The sequence below is a fragment of the Kordia sp. E genome, assembly GCF_056033805.1.
Genome location: NZ_JBRASR010000006.1, coordinates 292,458 through 310,000 on the forward strand (window position 1 = coordinate 292,458; position 17,543 = coordinate 310,000).

15 protein-coding genes are annotated in these 17,543 nt (G+C 33.3%); 7 read left to right on the forward strand and 8 right to left on the reverse strand.

What is annotated here, in order from left to right; all coding sequences use genetic code 11:
• Positions 1 to 53 precede the first annotated feature (53 nt).
• Both ACUUYC_RS23295 and ACUUYC_RS23300 read right to left on the reverse strand, forming a co-directional pair.
• Positions 54 to 1,166 (reverse strand): imelysin family protein, encoded by a 1,113-nt coding sequence (locus tag ACUUYC_RS23295; RefSeq protein WP_474269860.1) that lies wholly within the window; start codon positions 1,164 to 1,166, stop codon positions 54 to 56.
• Positions 1,167 to 1,271: 105 nt separating this feature from the next.
• Complete coding sequence (locus tag ACUUYC_RS23300) at positions 1,272 to 2,474, reverse strand: DUF4856 domain-containing protein (RefSeq protein ID WP_474269862.1); 1,203 nt, start codon at positions 2,472 to 2,474, stop codon at positions 1,272 to 1,274.
• A 309-nt stretch (positions 2,475 to 2,783) separates the two neighbouring features.
• Between ACUUYC_RS23300 and ACUUYC_RS23305 the strand changes: the two genes are divergently transcribed.
• Positions 2,784 to 3,572, forward strand: coding sequence for a nuclear transport factor 2 family protein (locus ACUUYC_RS23305; protein ID WP_474269863.1), 789 nt, complete (start codon positions 2,784 to 2,786; stop codon positions 3,570 to 3,572).
• Between the two features lie 81 nt (positions 3,573 to 3,653).
• On the opposite strand, the gene capB is transcribed toward ACUUYC_RS23305, so the two are convergent.
• From capB to ACUUYC_RS23320, 3 genes are all read right to left on the reverse strand, one after another.
• Positions 3,654 to 4,913 carry a cysteate-C-fatty acyltransferase gene (gene capB, locus ACUUYC_RS23310; protein ID WP_474269865.1) on the reverse strand — a complete coding sequence of 420 codons (1,260 nt, stop codon included), beginning with the start codon at positions 4,911 to 4,913 and terminating at the stop codon, positions 3,654 to 3,656.
• A gap of 236 nt (positions 4,914 to 5,149) precedes the next feature.
• Positions 5,150 to 6,190, reverse strand: a complete 1,041-nt coding sequence (capA, locus tag ACUUYC_RS23315; protein WP_474269867.1) for a cysteate synthase — start codon at positions 6,188 to 6,190, stop codon at positions 5,150 to 5,152.
• A gap of 82 nt (positions 6,191 to 6,272) precedes the next feature.
• The gene (locus ACUUYC_RS23320; protein ID WP_474269868.1) at positions 6,273 to 8,333 is read right to left on the reverse strand and encodes a S9 family peptidase; all 2,061 of its coding nucleotides are present in this window, start codon (positions 8,331 to 8,333) and stop codon (positions 6,273 to 6,275) included.
• 139 nt (positions 8,334 to 8,472) lie between these two features.
• Between ACUUYC_RS23320 and ACUUYC_RS23325 the strand changes: the two genes are divergently transcribed.
• Together ACUUYC_RS23325 and ACUUYC_RS23330 are read left to right on the forward strand one after the other, a co-directional pair.
• Positions 8,473 to 8,796, forward strand: coding sequence for a YbaB/EbfC family nucleoid-associated protein (locus ACUUYC_RS23325; protein ID WP_474269870.1), 324 nt, complete (start codon positions 8,473 to 8,475; stop codon positions 8,794 to 8,796).
• A 169-nt stretch (positions 8,797 to 8,965) separates the two neighbouring features.
• Complete coding sequence (locus ACUUYC_RS23330) at positions 8,966 to 9,211, forward strand: hypothetical protein (RefSeq protein ID WP_474269871.1); 246 nt, start codon at positions 8,966 to 8,968, stop codon at positions 9,209 to 9,211.
• An 87-nt stretch (positions 9,212 to 9,298) separates the two neighbouring features.
• Here the strand turns inward: ACUUYC_RS23330 and ACUUYC_RS23335 are convergent, their stop codons facing one another.
• Positions 9,299 to 10,981 carry an OmpA family protein gene (locus tag ACUUYC_RS23335; protein WP_474269872.1) on the reverse strand — a complete coding sequence of 561 codons (1,683 nt, stop codon included), beginning with the start codon at positions 10,979 to 10,981 and terminating at the stop codon, positions 9,299 to 9,301.
• Positions 10,982 to 11,230: 249 nt separating this feature from the next.
• Here ACUUYC_RS23335 and ACUUYC_RS23340 point away from each other — a divergent pair, with 249 nt between their 5' ends.
• On the forward strand, positions 11,231 to 11,560 hold the full coding sequence (locus tag ACUUYC_RS23340; protein ID WP_474269874.1) for a YegP family protein: 330 nt from the start codon (positions 11,231 to 11,233) through the stop codon (positions 11,558 to 11,560).
• A gap of 60 nt (positions 11,561 to 11,620) precedes the next feature.
• Here the strand turns inward: ACUUYC_RS23340 and ACUUYC_RS23345 are convergent, their stop codons facing one another.
• Both ACUUYC_RS23345 and ACUUYC_RS23350 read right to left on the reverse strand, forming a co-directional pair.
• Positions 11,621 to 12,643, reverse strand: coding sequence for a threonine aldolase family protein (locus ACUUYC_RS23345; RefSeq protein WP_474269875.1), 1,023 nt, complete (start codon positions 12,641 to 12,643; stop codon positions 11,621 to 11,623).
• A gap of 79 nt (positions 12,644 to 12,722) precedes the next feature.
• Complete coding sequence (locus tag ACUUYC_RS23350) at positions 12,723 to 15,155, reverse strand: zinc-dependent metalloprotease (protein WP_474269877.1); 2,433 nt, start codon at positions 15,153 to 15,155, stop codon at positions 12,723 to 12,725.
• Positions 15,156 to 15,295: 140 nt separating this feature from the next.
• Here ACUUYC_RS23350 and prfB point away from each other — a divergent pair.
• The 3 genes from prfB (at position 15,296) to arsC (ending at position 17,436) form a co-directional block, all read left to right on the forward strand.
• A protein-coding gene (prfB, locus tag ACUUYC_RS23355; protein ID WP_474269879.1) for a peptide chain release factor 2 occupies positions 15,296 to 16,403 on the forward strand; the annotation gives its coding sequence in 2 pieces (ribosomal slippage) (positions 15,296 to 15,358 and positions 15,360 to 16,403; 1,107 coding nt in all).
• Between the two features lie 62 nt (positions 16,404 to 16,465).
• Positions 16,466 to 17,089: a zinc-ribbon domain-containing protein gene (locus ACUUYC_RS23360; protein ID WP_474269881.1), complete on the forward strand. Its 624-nt coding sequence runs from the start codon at positions 16,466 to 16,468 to the stop codon at positions 17,087 to 17,089.
• 5 nt (positions 17,090 to 17,094) lie between these two features.
• Positions 17,095 to 17,436 (forward strand): arsenate reductase (glutaredoxin), encoded by a 342-nt coding sequence (gene arsC / locus ACUUYC_RS23365; protein ID WP_474269883.1) that lies wholly within the window; start codon positions 17,095 to 17,097, stop codon positions 17,434 to 17,436.
• Positions 17,437 to 17,543: the final 107 nt, after the last annotated feature.

Below are 17,543 nucleotides of genomic sequence, written 5' to 3' on the forward strand. Positions count from 1 at the left end.
AAAAGGTTGCCTTATGTTATGGACAACCTTTTTATATTTTAGTTTATTTTGTATTAATCGCCATCTGCATCTACATAATCTACACTGATATTGAATGCTTGTAACATATCAACTTTTAGCAATACAACTCCTGCTTGAAGCGCATCATACGCTTGTGTCATTTTTGTATTGTCCGTATTGATTTGTGTAGAAAAGTTAGCGTTTAATACTTGTATTTTTTCACGAGCAGTGTTGAACTGTCCGTTAATCATCGTTGCTAATTCAGTTCGGTCTAAATTGTCTAGATATCCTTTGAAACCAATTCCTGAAGTGCTTGATCCAAAATGTTTTCCATTGAATATGTTTTGAACAGCCGTTAATGCTTCTAAAGCAAGTTCTTTTGATATTTCCTGATTGTAAAAAGCTTCTACTTTTTCAGGTAAAGGCGTTGAAGAGAAGTTTCCTGTTGGAATTCCAATCTTGTTAGCTCTTAATCCTTTTTCATAGTAGAAGAGATAATCGTTTACAATTTTATTTGCTGCGCTTGAAGCCGTGTTTGATGTACTTGCGATAAATGTATCTCTGTAAGATGCATTCCAATCGTTTAAGACTTCTTGCGTTAAGTTTTTCATTTGATTGATGACATCAGAAAGATATGTTTGATATTTTACTGATTCAGCATTTGTTGTATATTTTTCAAGAATTTCTGTATCATTAGCACCAATTCCATATAACATATAATCTAGCGCAGGAAAACCTACAGCATCGTTATTGTTGGCTGCTGTTAAGTCATAATTTCCATTCGCAATATTATTTTGAATATCTGTAATGTTTGTTGGATAGATGTTCATTTGGAAACTGTATAGAATTTCTTCCGCTTTCCCGATGTTGAAAACTTCCACATGTTGCCATGTTTTGTAAGCTGTAAGCCAACTTGAACGCAAAGCATCTAAGTTTGCTTGATTTGGTGTCGCTGTAAAGTTATCTTTTGCAGTAGTTAATGCACTTAAATCATTATTTAACGCTTGATATGCAGGAATAATTAAATTGTCTGCAAAATTACGTAACATCGCTGCTCTATCAAATGCAGTTGTATCTGGCGTATCAGATACTACGTTGTCATCACTTGAACTACATGCTGCAATACATATGACTAAAAATACGGCTGGGATAATTTTCTTTATCATTTTCTTATTTCTATTTATTCTAAATAAACGTTGCAAATGTAAAAAAGTAGCCAATGTTATCCTAACGGATTGGCTACTTTTTTATACTAATTCTAAATAATTTTTTTAGCTTCCTGCTTGCGCAGTTGTAAAGCTGAATTCTGCTGAGATTGCTTCAGAAATTTCGTCAAGTGTTGCAGGAGTTACATCCCAAAATCCGTTTCCAGTCATTAATTGAGAAATGAATCCATCAACTTGTGTTTTTGTAAGGTATGGTACGTTTGTTCCTGGTTTACGTGTAAATTGTAAGCTATAGATAAATCCAAATCCTTCTGATAAGTCGTGAAATGCACTTGCATTGTCAGTTCCTAAATTAGCTTTCCCTTGTTGTAAATAGTATACGGCTCTTACTCCAATTACTGTTGATATTTTTTCTCTGATGATGTTTGCTTGCGCATCACGAACTGTATAGTCTTTAGCTACAATTGCCGCTCTACCCAATTTGAAAGCTTCATATACATCTGAGGCAATTCCTGCAAAGTCAGTATCATTTTCAACTCTTGATATGTATTTGTTTAGAAAACTATCTTCGTTTAAAATTGGACTTGTTGCATTGTCAGTTCCGTACAAATATCCAAATGCTTCATCCCATTTGTGTTCCATAGTTGTATATGTTTTACCATCTTCAACAGTTCCTGCATCATTATTTGTTCTGTTATCACCAGCATCTAAAACTGAAGTACTTAAGTAGTTGTTTAACATTTGGTCAACCATTAATGCTCCTATTAAAGATTTGTTTATTGCCTGATTATATTCTAACCCTTTTCCATTGATATAACGTGTAGATCCGCCACCAGCTTCTTGCAAATTTCCTGCGTTTCCTGCAGTTGCTACAGTATTCCAGTTTGGAAATACATCAGAAACTTGGCTTGCAATCCATAAGTCAAAGTCAGCTTTGATTGCATTGGCATCTGTTGTATTAGCTGAAAAGTAATCAGAAGAAGCTGCTGTTTTGCTACGAATACTTTTCCCTGAAGCATTTAAATCTGCATCACTAAAATCTGCATTTCCTTCCGCATGTGCAAACATTCCATCAAGCGTAGCTTCTGTTTGTGTATTATCTTTTAATGCATTGATCAATTCTTCTCCCATTTCAATTCTTGTCGTTTGCCCACTGTAACTTACTGTAGAAGCTCCGTCTCTACTGAATGTATATGTTGCTGGCGCTACAACTTGTGGATCGACTGGTGCTGGTGTGTCATCGTCACTTGAACATGATACAAATACGAAACTTGAAAGTGTCATTAATCCAACTAATACTTTTTTCATTATGATTATATTTTATAGATGTTGTTATTTTTTTGGCAAATATATTATGGACTTTTGAATTGACAAAGTTTATTTAGACTTAATCTTAATAAATTTAAAAGAAATTAATCAAATAAAATATAACTTCATAACTATCAACTATTTAAGTCTGAATCTATGAATGTTAAATTTATGTATCCAATGATTAGTGAATATAAAAAGTTAATAATCTTGTTGTTATTTTAAGTTTCAAACTCTTGTAACCGATTTCTTTTTGAGTCGTCATAGTAGTATAGTTATTCATCAATTATTAATCATCAATCAAAAAAAATGAAATTATTTAAAAATTACTTAGTGTGTACATTCGTATCGGGTATACTTCTTTTTTCCAATCAAGCTTTAAGTCAAGAATCAAATTCTACAGAGAACTTAAAATCTAAAATTTTGACATTGGATGCTCAGTTTTGGAAAGCTTATAATTCATGTTCTGTAGAAGATTTTAAACAGTTTTTAACGGACGATTTGGAATTTTATCATGATAAAGGCGGTTTGACAAAGACTGCTGATAAGTTAATCTCTTTAGTATCTACAGGACTTTGTAAAGATCCAAACGTGAAACTACGAAGAGAAGCTGTCAATGGAACTGTAAACGTTTATCCAATAGCTAATTATGGCGCTATTATTACAGGTGAACATCTTTTTTATTTGGCAGAAAATGGTACAGAAGAAAAGCTAATTGAATCGGCAAAGTTTACACATGTTTGGAAAAATGAGCAAGGAAAATGGCGCATGTCTCGCGTTTTGAGTTACGATCATCAAAGAGCTTCTGAGAATTCGAATAAGGAGTCTATACAACTGTCAGAAGCTAGCAAGAAATCTTTAATAGGAACGTATAAAGCTCCAAATACTGGAACTGTAACTATTTTTATGGAGAATACTACTTTACGAATTAAAGCAGGACAACTAAATTCGGAATTACATGCAAAATCTGATACTTCGTTGTTTTTAAAAGAAGCGCCTTTACAGTTTGAGTTTGTAAAAGATGCAAATGGAAAAGTTGTGAAGTTTACGGTGTATGAGAATGGAAAAGCTGTTGAGGTGGCAGTTAGGGTTGAGTAATTTTTTTAAAATCATAAAAGAGTATTAAAAAACCCACAACTCATAAAGTTGTGGGTTTTTAATATATATATCTTTCTGGAATTATTCGCCCATCATCTCAATTAGCTTTGCTGAGACACGTTTGTATGTTCCGTCTTCTAATCGTGTACGAATTGCAGAGAAAGCGACTAACGTTTCCTCTACATCTTGTAATGTGTGTGAAGCCGTAGGAATCATTCTTAATAAGATTAATCCTTTAGGAATTACTGGATATACTACAATTGAACAAAAGATTCCATGATTTTCACGTAAGTCTTTTACCAATGCCATCGCTTCCGGAATACTTCCTTTAAGGTATACTGGCGTTACACAACTTTTCGTTGTTCCAATATCAAAACCTCTATCTTTTAATCCGCTTTGTAATGCATTAACAATTTTCCAAAGATTTTGTTTTAATTCTGGCATTGTGCGTAACATATCTAAACGTTTTAACGCACCAACAACCAATTGCATTTGTAATGATTTCGCAAACATTTGTGAACGCAAGTTGTATTTTAAGTAATCAATGATTTCTTTATCAGCTGCAATAAATGCTCCTGTACTTGCCATTGATTTTGCAAAAGTTGCAAAGTATACATCAATTTCATCTTGAACTCCTTGTTCTTGCCCTGCTCCAGCTCCTGTTTCACCAAGCGTTCCAAAACCATGTGCATCATCAACAAATAAACGGAAGTTATACCTTTTCTTTAAGGCAACTATTTCTTTTAATTTCCCTTGTTCACCACGCATTCCAAAAACTCCTTCTGAAATCACTAAGATTCCTCCACCAGTTTGTTCAGCCATTTTCGTAGCTCGATCTAAGTTTTTTTCTAAACTTTCAATATCGTTATGTTTAAACGTAAAACGTTTTCCCATGTGTAAACGTACACCATCAATAATACACGCATGTGAATCTACATCATATACAATGATATCATTTTTAGATACTAATGCATCAACTGTAGATACCATTCCTTGATATCCAAAGTTTAGTAAGTATGTTGCTTCTTTTCCAACAAATTCAGCCAACTCATCTTGAAGTTGTTCGTGTAAGTCTGTATGACCAGACATCATACGTGCACCCATTGGGTATGCTGATCCGTAAGCTGCAGCAGCTTCAGCATCAACTTTACGCACTTCTGGATTGTTTGCTAACCCTAGATAATCATTGATACTCCAAGTGATTACATCCTTTCCTTGAAACTTCATTCGATTAGAAATTTCTCCTTCCAATTTTGGAAATACAAAATATCCTTCTGCTTGTGATGCCCATTTTCCTAGTGGTCCTTTATCTCTGTAAATTTTGGCAAATAAGTCCTTCATTCTATCTAAGTTTTTCTTTATGTATCAATTCGGGTTATCGGGGTAATTTAAGAAGTTTTCACAAAACTTCAACGGCAAAAATAAATATTTTTACGTGGCTATCATAATTATTACACTTTTATGTTGAGTTGATAGTATTTTATGATTTTAATTAAAGATATTTCTATATGTGAAAACAAAAAGCAACATATTAGTTAATATGTTGCTTTTTAATATGTTAATGTTTTATGAATACTTTATTTTATGTATTCAATTTTTTGTGCTTCTTCAATATTTTTACTGTCAAAAAATCCTTGAGAACTCATCCAATCGTCACTATATACTTTACTCATGTAACGAGAACCATGATCTGGAAAAATGACAATTACATTACTGTTTTCATCAAATTCACCTTCTTCAGCCAGTTGTTCAATTGCTTGCATTGCTGCACCACTTGTATATCCTACGAAAAGACCTTCTGTTTTTGAGATTTCACGTGCTTTGTGTGCACTTTCTTCATCTTTTACTTTCACAAATTTATCAATCATATCAAAATCTGTTGCTGTCGGAATTAGGTTTTTACCTAATCCTTCTATACGATATGGATAGATTTCATTGGAATCAAACTCACGCGTTTCGTGATATTTTTTTAATACAGAACCATATGCATCTACTCCTAATATACGAATGTCTGAATTTTGTTCTTTTAAGTATTTTGCTGTTCCAGAGATTGTTCCTCCAGTTCCACTACATGCAACAAAGTGTGTAATAAGTCCGTTTGTTTGTTTCCAAATTTCTGGACCAGTACTGTTGTAATGTGCATCAATGTTTAATTCATTAAAATATTGATTGATGTATACAGAACCTTTTGTTTCTTCATGAATACGTTTTGCTACTTGATAGTACGAACGTGGATCGTCTGCACTTACGTGTGCTGGACAAACGTATACTTTTGCGCCCATAGAACGCAACATGTCAATTTTGTCTTTGGATGATTTAGAACTTACTGCTAAAATACATTCATATCCTTTAATGATACTTACCATAGCAATACTAAATCCTGTATTTCCAGAAGTTGTTTCAATAATAGTGTCTCCTGGTTTTAGAATCCCTTTTCTTTCTGCTTCTTCAATAATATATAAAGCAATTCTATCCTTTGTTGAATGTCCTGGATTGAATGCTTCTACCTTTGCATAGAAATTTCCTTTGATGTTTTTAGTGATGTGATTTAACTTTATCAAAGGCGTATTCCCGATGAGTTCGAGTACGTTATCAAAAGCATTAATTTGTTGTTCCATAAAAACTATTAGATTGTACAGGGTTTTTTTACTAAGCTTTACAAAAATGCAAAACCTTGCAAATTTAAGTTAAATTTTTTAATTACTCTTTTATATTTTCTAAGTCTAGTAAAAATGCATATTCTTCAGCAACTTCCTTTAAAGATTCAAAGCGTCCAGATGCACCTCCATGACCTGCTTCCATATTTGTATGCAGTAGTAAAATGTTATCATCTGTTTTAAATTCTCTTAGTTTTGCAACCCATTTTGCTGGTTCCCAATATTGCACTTGTGAATCATGTAAACCTGTCGTAACCAACATGTTTGGATATGCTTTTGTTACAACATTATCATATGGTGAGTATGATTTCATATAATCGTAAGATTCCTTTTCATTTGGATTTCCCCATTCATCATATTCTCCAGTTGTTAATGGAATACTGTCATCTAACATTGTTGTAACTACATCTACAAAAGGAACAGACGCAATAACTCCATTGTATAATTCTGGATTCATATTTACAATTGCTCCCATTAATAATCCACCAGCGCTTCCACCAGAAGCATATAAATGTTCAGCTGATGTGTATTTTTGTTCAATTAGATATTTTGAACAATCAATAAAGTCAGTGAATGTGTTTTTCTTTTCCATCAACTTTCCATCGTCATACCAAGTTCTACCTAAGTATTCACCTCCACGAACATGTGCAATTGCAAAGATAAATCCTCTATCGAGTAAACTTAATCGTGCAGAAGAAAAATACGGATCTATAGTAGAACCATAGGAACCATACGCATATTGTAATACAGGATTGTTTCCATCTTTTTTGATTCCTTTCTTATAAATAACTGACATTGGAATTTTTGTTCCATCAGCAGCAGTTGCCCACAAACGTTCCGATGTATAATTATCTTTATCAAATTTTCCACCTAATACTTCTTGTTCTTTTAACACCTTCTTGGTTTTGTCTACCATATTAAAATCGATCACAGAAGCTGGCGTTGTCATTGAATTGTATGAATAACGTAAGATTTCAGTATCAAAATCTACATTCGTGCTCGTATTTGCGGTATATGTTTCATTGTCGAACGGTAAATAATAATCTTCTTTTTCGTCCCATCGTATAATGCGAATTTTATTTAAACCATTATCACGCTCACTTACAACAAGAAAATTTTTAAAGATGTCTATATCTTCTATCAATACTTTTGGGCGATGTGTAATAATATCTTCCCAATTGTCCATTCCTGTTTTAGCTTCAAGCGTTTTTGATAGTTTAAAGTTCGTCGCTTTATCTTTATTATTTAAAATGTAAAAATGATCTTTATAGTGTGCAATACCGTATTCTAAACCACGAACACGTTCTTGGAATATTCTGAATTCTCCATCAGGATTATCAGCTTCTAGCACTCTATATTCAGAAGATAATGTACTGTAAGAACCAATTATAAGATATTTTTTTGATTTTGATTTGTATACAAATGTCGCGTATGTTTCATCTTTTTCATGAAATATCACTTCATCTTTGGCTACATCTTCACCTAGTTTGTGCTTGTATATTTTTTCAGAACGAAGTGTTTGCGCATCCTTGTTAGCGTAAAATAATGTTTTATTATCTGCTGCCCAAGTTGAACTACCTGTCGTATTCTCGATACGTTCTTTGTAGATTTCACCAGTTTCAAGATTTTTGACATGAATGATGTATTGTCTTCTACTTACCGTATCAACACCAAAAGCCGCCAATTTGTTATCAGGACTTATATTTACACCTGTAAGTCTATAATATGAATGTCCTTTTGCCATTTCGTTTACATCAAACAAAATTTCTTCAGGTGCGTCTAGTGTTCCTTTTCTTCGAGTATAAATTGGATAGTCTTTTCCTTCTTCATATTTACGTACATACCAATATCCATTTAATTTATAAGGAACAGAAGCATCATCTTCTTTGATTCTTCCTTTTAGTTCTTCAAATAAATCTTTTTGAAAATCCTTTGTATGCGAAGTCATTTCATCATTATATGCATTTTCAGCTTCTAGGTATGCAATTACTTCAGGGTTCTCTCTATCATTTAACCAATAATAATCGTCAATTCTGACGTCTCCATGTTTTTCAAGTTTTGTAGATTTCTTGGCAACTGTAGGTACAGATAAGGTATTTTTCATTTCTTGTGGATTCTTTTTGCAGGAATTTATAAGTAAGATACTGATTAACAGTATAATCGCATTTTTTTTCATTTGAAAGGTATGTTAAACGCCTACAATTTAATAATTTTGTAAAAATTAACCTTTTAATTATTTATAAATGTTTGGAGATTTAATGGGAATGATGGGGAAACTCAAAGAAACCCAGAAAAAAGTAGAAGAAACAAAGCAACGATTACATTCAGTTTTGATTGATGAAAAAAGTTCGGATAACCTTCTTAATGTGACTGTTACAGCAAATAGAACTATTAAATCTATTGCAATTGCTGATGAATTGCTAGAAGATAAAGAACAACTTGAAGACTATTTAATTTTAACATTAAATAAAGCCATCACTCGTGCAGGAGAAGTACATGAAGCTGAAGTAGGTGCCGTTGCGAAAGATGGTATGCCTAACATTCCTGGGATGGACATGTTTTCATAAGTTAAAAAATACACACTATTAAGTAAAGAGCTATTCTGCAGAATAGCTCTTTTTTTATTTTTCAGCAATTGAAATGTACTTTTCATAAGTTAGTTTGAAGTTCTTTTCGCAAATGATCTTAAGTTTAATCTGTCGACAACAAAAATCAATAACATTAAAAATTATTATCATGAAAAAAAGAAATTTAAAAAGTTTACTATTGAATAAAGAATCTATTTCAAATATGCATTCTACTGTTTTTGGAGGAAGAGCATGTTCTTCAGATACAAAAACTACTTCTGCAGCTGATCCTTTCACAACAACAATTGTTAGCGATGGACCAACACCATTGACAGCAGATATAAGAGATTGCCCTGACAATAGTTTAGCAGGAAATTGTTCTTTAGGACATTGCCCAGATACTTTTTGGTGCTAATAGAGTAATTTAATTATAATAAAACTAAACAAAAAAAGGGAAGCCAATTGGCTTCCCTTTTCTATAAATTTATCTTAACCTAAAGTCTTAGTTCTTTTGATCTAATACTCTAAACTGTGTTCTTCTGTTTGCCAAGTGCTCTCTTTCTGTACAAGAAACACCATCTTTACATCTGTTTAATAATCTTCTTTCTCCGTATCCGTTAGAAACAATTTTACTAGAATTAGTCCCTTTAGAAATTAAGTAGTTTGTTACTGCTTGTGCTCTTCTTTGAGATAATGCTTCGTTACTTTCTTTTGTTCCTCTTGAATCTGTGTGAGAAGCAATCTCTACAGAAACTCCAGTTGCTAATACAGGTAATAACTTCTGGTCAATTTCACGCTTTGCAGACGCAGTTAATGTTGCACTACCTAAATTCCAGTTAATGTTAAGGTTGTTGTATGTTAATAACTTACAATCAACTTCAGTCCAAGTAGTTAAACCACCTTTCTTAGTTAACACTTCTTTCGTTACTGTTTTAAATACTGCAGGAACATCTGTAGTAACTACACTAGCATCATCTACTAATTTTGTAGTTTTTAACGTCGTTTGCTTCTGAGCAATATCAATTGTTCTTGATGTTGGAGGTGTTGTCATTACTGTTTTCTTGTAAGTTTTGCTTACAGAAGGAATGTCAACAACACGAGTAGATTCGTTTGTAATAATAGTTTTCTTAACAGTTTCACTGATTGCAGGAATTTCAATACGTTCAGTTGTTGGAGGAGTTACCATTACTCTTCTCTTCATTGTCTTTCTAATTTCTGGAACATCAACAACTCTCGTTGTAGGAGGCGTTACCATTACTGTTTTCTTAACAGTTTTAGTTTTAGCAGGAATAGAAATTACGTTTGTTGAAGGAGGCGTTACCATAATTGTTCTTGTAAATGTTCCTTCACCACATGGTTTTCCACCATTATTGTTAGGATCACAATCAGGAGTTGCAACAGAAGATGCATCAGCAGCTAAACGCTTGATTGGAACTGTTACATTTTGAGCTGGAATAGCTTTGTAACACCAGTATCTACAATCGTCAGGATTTGAAGAATTACAATCAGCTGGTGGAATTTCACTCATTTGCCATTGTGCAGCAGCTGGCTTTATCTCAACTGTTTCAAAATCACTTGTAAATGATGCAGGAACAATAGATACAGTAGATCCATACTCTCTTTTCTTGTACGTTATAGTTTCAGTTCCCCATTCTGCAGGAACTACTTCTAAACGTTGTGATGCTTCTTTCGTTGTAATAACTACATCTCTAGTTTCGTAAACTGCAGGAACAATTACTACTTTTTGATATGCTGGTCTTGTAACAATATCAAAAGTTCTTGTTTCATAAACAGCAGGAACAATTTTTAGTCTGTAACTTGCTTCACTTACTACAACTGTTTCCGCGTCTTTACTTGTTTGTGATGGGACTTTCACTAAACGTTGAGAAGCTTCTTTAGTAACTACTTCAAAAGATTCTGTTCCATATTCAGCAGGAACTACAGCTAATTGTCTACCAGCTACTTTAGAAATCACAGTCTCGTTTTCAGATTTGTATCTTGCTGGTACAATTTTCAACCTTTTATAAGCTGGTGATACCATAACTTGTACATCTTGATTTTCATACACATCAGGTGTGACACAGCGAACATAACACTTTCCAGGTTCTGGGTTTGTCGGTAAGTCTTGTCCAAAAGCAAAAGAACCAAAGGCTAATGCTAGTCCAAATAATAGTTTTTTTCTCATGTTTTTAATGATTAATTATTTAATTGTTGTTATTATTTCTTACAAGATACAAATTTATAGATTTGGTAAACTAATTCATTATTATAAAGTTATGCGTACATAATATTTAGTTTAAAACACAACTATTATCGATTAACTGCATTTTTTCAGGAAAAATCCTGTATCTCAATTTTGAAATGATTCAAATAGCATTTCTTTTCCAATATTTTTTTGATATATTTACTACATATAACTAAATCTCTAATAACTATGTTTGAATTATTTCAAAGTGAAAACAATGATAAGTTTTACTTCAACTTAAAGGCTAAAAACGGACAGATCATCATGTCGAGTCAAGGATATACAGATAAAAGTGGAGCTAAGAATGGTGTTGAGTCTTGTAAAAAGAACTCAACTGATGATAGTAAATTTGAACGTAAAACTGCCAAAAATGGAAAGTTTCATTTTAATTTAAAAGCAGGAAACGGGCAAATTGTTGGTAGCAGCCAAATGTATGCTAGCGAAGCAGGAATGGAAAATGGAATTGAATCTGTTAAGAAGAATGCAGGAAGTGCAGAAGTAAAAGACTTATCAGAATAGAATACACAGCACATATACGAACTAAAAAAAGGCAACTCATTGAGTTGCCTTTTTTTAGTTTTATACTATACTTTTAATCACTTTTAAAAATTCTTGATGCATCTCAGCGGTATAATCTAAATGAGTTACAATTCTGAGCTTTCCGCTTCCCATACCAATCAAGTCAATTCCTAAAGCTTCTAGCTTATTTAAAAAACTCTGTTCATCGATATCATCCTGTAAATAGAAAATAATAATATTTGTATCAATTGGTTCTACTTTTTTGATACTAGCTAAATTTTCTAAGGTCTTCCCTATTTCTTTAGCCTTTTCATGATCTTCTGCCAAACGTTCTATATGATTGTCCAATGCATATGTTCCTGCAGCAGCTAAATATCCTGCCTGACGCATTCCGCCACCAAGAATTTTACGAATTCGCAATGCTTTATGAATCGTTTCTTCATCAGCAATCAATACAGATCCAACCGGACAACCTAATCCTTTTGATAAACAAACGGATATTGTATCAAATAATTTTCCATATTGTACTGGTGTTTCTCCTTTTTCAACCAATGCATTCCATAAACGAGCGCCATCTAGGTGAAAACCTAAGTCATGTTCGCCTGCAACAGTATGAATTTTTTCAATTTCGCTAAAATCCCAACAAGCGCCACCACCTCTATTGGCAGTATTTTCTAACGCAATTAAAGATGTTAATGGGCTATGGTAAAAATCTGGCGGGTTTATCGCTGCTTTGGCTTGTGTAGCTGTAAACATTCCACGATGTCCATCAACCAATTTACACGAAACGCCACTATTAAAACTAACGCCACCGCCTTCATAATTATATATATGTGCATCTTTATCACAAATAACCTGATCTCCAGGATTTGTATGTAATTTAATCGCAGTTTGGTTTGCCATTGTTCCACTAGGAAAAAATAATGCGGCTTCTTTTCCAAACATTTCAGCTACTTTTTGCTCTAAATGATTGATTGATTCGTCTTTCTTAAAAACATCATCTCCAACTTTCGCATCAAACATTGCTTTGAGCATTTGTGGAGTCGGCTTCGTAACCGTATCACTAATTAAATTGATTCTCATTATTTAGTATTGAGTATTGAGTATTGAGATTTTAGTTAAAATATTTTGAATAGTTCAGAAATCTACAATTCGTAAATCGTTAGTTCATATAATTACATGCATCCGTTCCTATTGGTGAACCATCTGGAATTTTTGGAGACGCTTGTATTTTAAACTTTTCTGGATATTTTTTGAATTGTTCTATCATTTCTAAATAATAGAATTGATATGGTTTTTCAGCATCTTCATATCGTTTTGAAGTTACTTTCTTTCCAATATCATATAACAAATATTTACTTTGTGCTTTTACAGCAGGAGATGCATTTGGATGTTGTGCCAAGTTCATTAAATGTTTCAAAACATTTACATTAACAATATGTCCTAATTCATATTCATGCGCGTCTTTATATTTTTTGTATAGTGTATTTTTCAATACTTCATTGGTCATTTCCATAAAGTCTAGTTGTTTTTTATCTAAACTTTTTTGTTGAATCAAACGTGCAGTACGTTCAGGATGAAACAAAAATGACAATGTCATATCACTAGCTGTAGCTGCTGGTGCCATTGCATCAAAACCAACACCTGTAGTTCCTTTAAACGATTCTCTTGATCGCCAATATCCGTAAGCTCTAGGTGGAAACAATGCTAGCTTATCTTCAGGAATCTTAAGTGTCTTCGCGTCAAGCGTTTTCATTAAAACATCCAAAGCTTCACGTTGTTTTTTTGGAGAAACTACTGCAGTAATTAATTGACCATCATTTTTTGTTGCATAATTGTATTCCAGTCCACCAATTATTTTTGCAGTTGCTTCTGTTTGAAATCTGTGGAAAAAATACAAGGGTACAAATACATCTTCTAACATGCTATACGGTTCATAACTACGAATGTTATCTTTTGAGAAGTTCTTCATTGCTAGCGCACGTACATCCAATACATTTTGTAATTCATCAGTAGCACTTGTTCCATTATCCCACAAATGTGCATTTGCATGCGCACTTCCTGCGGGTCGTGCATCCGAATCTGAAATAAAACGATGTCCTGCTTTGTATGCTTTGTCTAATATCTGTAATAATCCATCTTGTTCCGCTTTCGCTGAATTGAACTCTGAATATGAATATGCTACCGTTACTTTATCCCATGAACCAATTCCTGTTGCATATGCGTCAGACAAATCTATTTTTCCATTAGTAATTTTTACTGTCGGATGTGGATAATCCATCACCGAACTTCTGTTATTGGTACTTGCAGCAAAGTTGTGCGCAAAACCTATTGTATGTCCAACTTCATGTGCTGATAATTGTCGAATTCGTGCCAACGCCATTTTCAACATCGGTTTATAATTTTTATCATTCGTAGCAAAAGGCGCATTCATTAAAGCTTGCGCGATTAAGAAATCTTGTCGAATTCGCAAACTTCCTAAGCTTACATGCCCTTTTATAATTTCTCCAGTTCTAGGGTCTACAACACTTGCACCATAACTCCAACCACGTGTAGAACGATGAACCCACTGAATTACATTGTAACGTAAATCCATTGGATCTGCATCTTCAGGTAACATTTTTACTTGAAAAGCATTTGTATAGCCAATTTCCTCATAAGCTTCATTCCACCAACGTGCGCCATCTAACAAAGCTGAACGCACAGGTTCAGGCGTTCCAGGATCTAAATAATAAATAATTGGTTCTTTAGCTTCACTCTTTTGGGCATTTGGATTTTTCTTTTCCAAACGATGTCTCGTAATAAGACGTTTTTGCATCGGCTCTTGAATTGGCGTTGCATAATCGTAATACGAAGTACTAATTGCGCCACTTCTAGGATCGAAGATTCTAGGTTTGTAATTAGCATCTGGTAATGCTACAAACGAATGATGTTGTGTTACCGTAACCAACGAAGCATTTGGTGTTACGCTTTTTATATAGCCACCTTTTGCTTTTCCTTTAAAAGTCAATAATGCTTCAAACTCTACATTTTCAGGAAACGCTTTTGTTCGTGGTAATGATAATGCACTTTTAGAAGCATCAAGCTTATACATACCTTGCTTATTGTTTGCTAAACTTTCCATGACTCCATGTGCATCTTGCATTAAAAATGGTGTCAAATCTATTGTATGTATACCATCTTTAGAAGAAATGATTGGAAAACCAAACAATATAGATTTTGCAAAAGCTTGCTCTACACTTTTGCGTTCTAAATTGTTTGAGGTATTTGCTCTGTATTTCAAATTGGGTTGCACCAACATCAATTTGTTGCCCATTTTTTGAAATTGGACAACTACTCCATTGCCAATCTGTCCTCTATCCAAACCAATATCATTAGAACCAACACCACTTGCAAGTGAATACACGTATAAGAAGTCTTCATTAAGGTTTTTGACGTCTAAGAAAATCTTATCTCGCTTTTCTTCATACGAGAAATTAAAATATCCTTTATAGTATTCGCGTGGATGTTGTTGTTTTTTCTTTTTCGGTTTCTCTTGCGAAAAGCTAAAAGACGTGCATAATAGAATGATAACCAACAGCGTACATTTCTTCATTTAGAGTCATATTTTGATTCAACCTCAACCATAAAAAATCATTTAAAAAGCAGTTGCAATTTTGATTCTTTCGGTTTTTCTGTTTTACGCTATGAATATACATAAAACATCTTATTTTTGTAAGAATAAAAAGAACAAACATGATAACTACAGATCACATTAAAGATCTTATCAATCGCCTTGGTGCGTTAAGGAGGTATCTTTGACATAGATGCCAAGCTTATAGAAATTTCAAACGAAGAAGAAAAAACGTATGCTCCTGACTTTTGGGACAATCCAAAAGACGCAGAAATCCTCATGAAAAAACTCCGTGGAGAAAAAAAATGGGTTAGTGATTACAATGCAGTTGCTGACTTAATTGGAGATTTGGAAGTACTCTACGAATTTTACAAAGAAGGTGATGCTACTGGCGAAGAAGTAGAAACACAATTTGAAGCTACAAAAACAAAAATTGAAGATTTAGAGTTCCGAAATATGCTGTCTGATGAAGGAGATAGCATGAGTGCTGTTATACAAATTACGGCTGGTGCTGGTGGAACTGAAAGTTGCGATTGGGCAAATATGTTAATGCGAATGTATTTAATGTTTGCCGAACGACAAGGATATAAAATTAAAGAACTCAATTATCAAGAAGGTGATGTTGCAGGGATAAAAACGGTGACACTCGAGTTTGATGGAGATTTTGCTTTTGGTTGGTTAAAAGGTGAAAATGGCGTCCATCGTTTGGTACGTATTTCTCCATTTGATAGTAACGCAAAACGTCACACATCTTTTGCGTCTGTATATGTGTATCCTTTAATTGATGATACAATTGAAATTGACATTAATCCTGCTGATATTGAAATCATAACATCTCGTTCTAGTGGAGCTGGTGGACAAAATGTAAATAAGGTAGAAACCAAAGTTCAATTAAAACATAAACCTTCTGGAATTCAAATTTCATGTTCGGAAACACGTTCACAACAAGACAACCGAACACGCGCTATGCAGATGTTAAAATCGCAATTGTATGAAATTGAATTGAAAAAGCAACTGGAAGCGCGTGATGATATTGAAGCTGGAAAAATGAAGATAGAATGGGGATCACAAATTCGAAACTATGTAATGCATCCGTATAAATTAGTAAAAGATGTACGTACTGCTCATGAAACAGGAAACGTTGATGCAGTGATGAATGGATATATTGACGAATTCCTAAAAGCCTACTTAATGTCAATGGGACAGAAAAAAGAGGAAAAAGGTCTATAGTTCAGCATTTTATTTTGAAATCAGTATCATTGTACTTGAAATAACTTAACACTTATAAAAGAATGATTATTTACGGAACTAGTGCTAAGGACTTAGGAACTCGAAAAATTCAAGGAGCAAAATGTCCAAACTGTGAGTCTAATGAAATTTATGTTAACGCAATTTCTAAATATGCCGATCTTTTTTGGATTCCAGTTTTCCCTTACTCTAAAAAGTATTTCTCAGTTTGTCAAAATTGTGAACAAGTACTAGAGAAAAAAGAAATGCCACAACAGTTGAAGGATAAAGTGGACATGGAAAAACATCATTTTAAAACACCATTTTATTTATTTTCTGGATTAATTATTATTGCTTTATTAATTGGATATGCTTTTTATGCATCTAGTCAGCATGATAAAGAAATGGCTGATCATGTAACACATATAGAAGCTAATGACATTATGGTGTTTAAAGAAGCTTCTAAAGAATATTCTTTTGCTAAAGTTGTAGAAGTTAGAAATGATACCATTTTTATAAAGCAAGGTCAATATTCATATGAAGGTGGCTATAGCGCTCCCACAAAATCTGAGTTTATGTCTAAATCTGAAACAGTTACAGATTTCTATGCAGAAACAACAGATTATATTTTACAAGCTGATATTAATGATTTATATGAGAAAGAAGAACTCGTAGAAATATACAAATAAGACAAATGATAAAAATATATCACAACCCAAGATGCAGCAAATCTAGAGAAGGACTTGCTATTTTGAAAGAATCAGGAAAAGATTTTATTATTGTTAAATATCTAGAGAATAGACTTTCTTTAGCTGAATTGACAAGAATTATAGAACTTCTTGATATTGAACCTATAGATTTAGTGCGACAAAACGAAGCGTTTTGGAAAGAAAACTATAAAGACAAACGAATTTCCAAAGCACATATTATAAAGCTTATGCTTTCAAATCCAAAGCTTATGGAACGACCAATTGTGGTTAACAATAACAAAGCAGTAATTGGACGACCACCCGAAAATATTTTAACAATTCTATAATTACAAACCCAGCAATTTTGCTGGGTTTTTCTTTTAACAGAATTTTAACCATTTATAGTTAAACCATCCTTTTTCTTTGCAGTCAAAAGAAGATCAAAAAGCCAAAA

Excerpts from the sequence above, each read along its gene's own strand:
- ACUUYC_RS23295 (WP_474269860.1), bottom strand. The coding sequence starts at position 1,166 with ATGATAAAGAAAATTATCCCAGCCGTATTTTTAGTCATATGTATTGCA.
- ACUUYC_RS23300 (WP_474269862.1), bottom strand. The coding sequence starts at position 2,474 with ATGAAAAAAGTATTAGTTGGATTAATGACACTTTCAAGTTTCGTATTT.
- ACUUYC_RS23305 (WP_474269863.1), top strand. The coding sequence starts at position 2,784 with ATGAAATTATTTAAAAATTACTTAGTGTGTACATTCGTATCGGGTATA.
- capB (WP_474269865.1), bottom strand. The coding sequence starts at position 4,913 with ATGAAGGACTTATTTGCCAAAATTTACAGAGATAAAGGACCACTAGGA.
- capA (WP_474269867.1), bottom strand. The coding sequence starts at position 6,190 with ATGGAACAACAAATTAATGCTTTTGATAACGTACTCGAACTCATCGGG.
- ACUUYC_RS23320 (WP_474269868.1), bottom strand. The coding sequence starts at position 8,333 with ATGAAAAATACCTTATCTGTACCTACAGTTGCCAAGAAATCTACAAAA.
- ACUUYC_RS23325 (WP_474269870.1), top strand. The coding sequence starts at position 8,473 with ATGTTTGGAGATTTAATGGGAATGATGGGGAAACTCAAAGAAACCCAG.
- ACUUYC_RS23330 (WP_474269871.1), top strand. The coding sequence starts at position 8,966 with ATGAAAAAAAGAAATTTAAAAAGTTTACTATTGAATAAAGAATCTATT.
- ACUUYC_RS23335 (WP_474269872.1), bottom strand. The coding sequence starts at position 10,981 with ATGAGAAAAAAACTATTATTTGGACTAGCATTAGCCTTTGGTTCTTTT.
- ACUUYC_RS23340 (WP_474269874.1), top strand. The coding sequence starts at position 11,231 with ATGTTTGAATTATTTCAAAGTGAAAACAATGATAAGTTTTACTTCAAC.
- ACUUYC_RS23345 (WP_474269875.1), bottom strand. The coding sequence starts at position 12,643 with ATGAGAATCAATTTAATTAGTGATACGGTTACGAAGCCGACTCCACAA.
- ACUUYC_RS23350 (WP_474269877.1), bottom strand. The coding sequence starts at position 15,155 with ATGAAGAAATGTACGCTGTTGGTTATCATTCTATTATGCACGTCTTTT.
- ACUUYC_RS23360 (WP_474269881.1), top strand. The coding sequence starts at position 16,466 with ATGATTATTTACGGAACTAGTGCTAAGGACTTAGGAACTCGAAAAATT.
- arsC (WP_474269883.1), top strand. The coding sequence starts at position 17,095 with ATGATAAAAATATATCACAACCCAAGATGCAGCAAATCTAGAGAAGGA.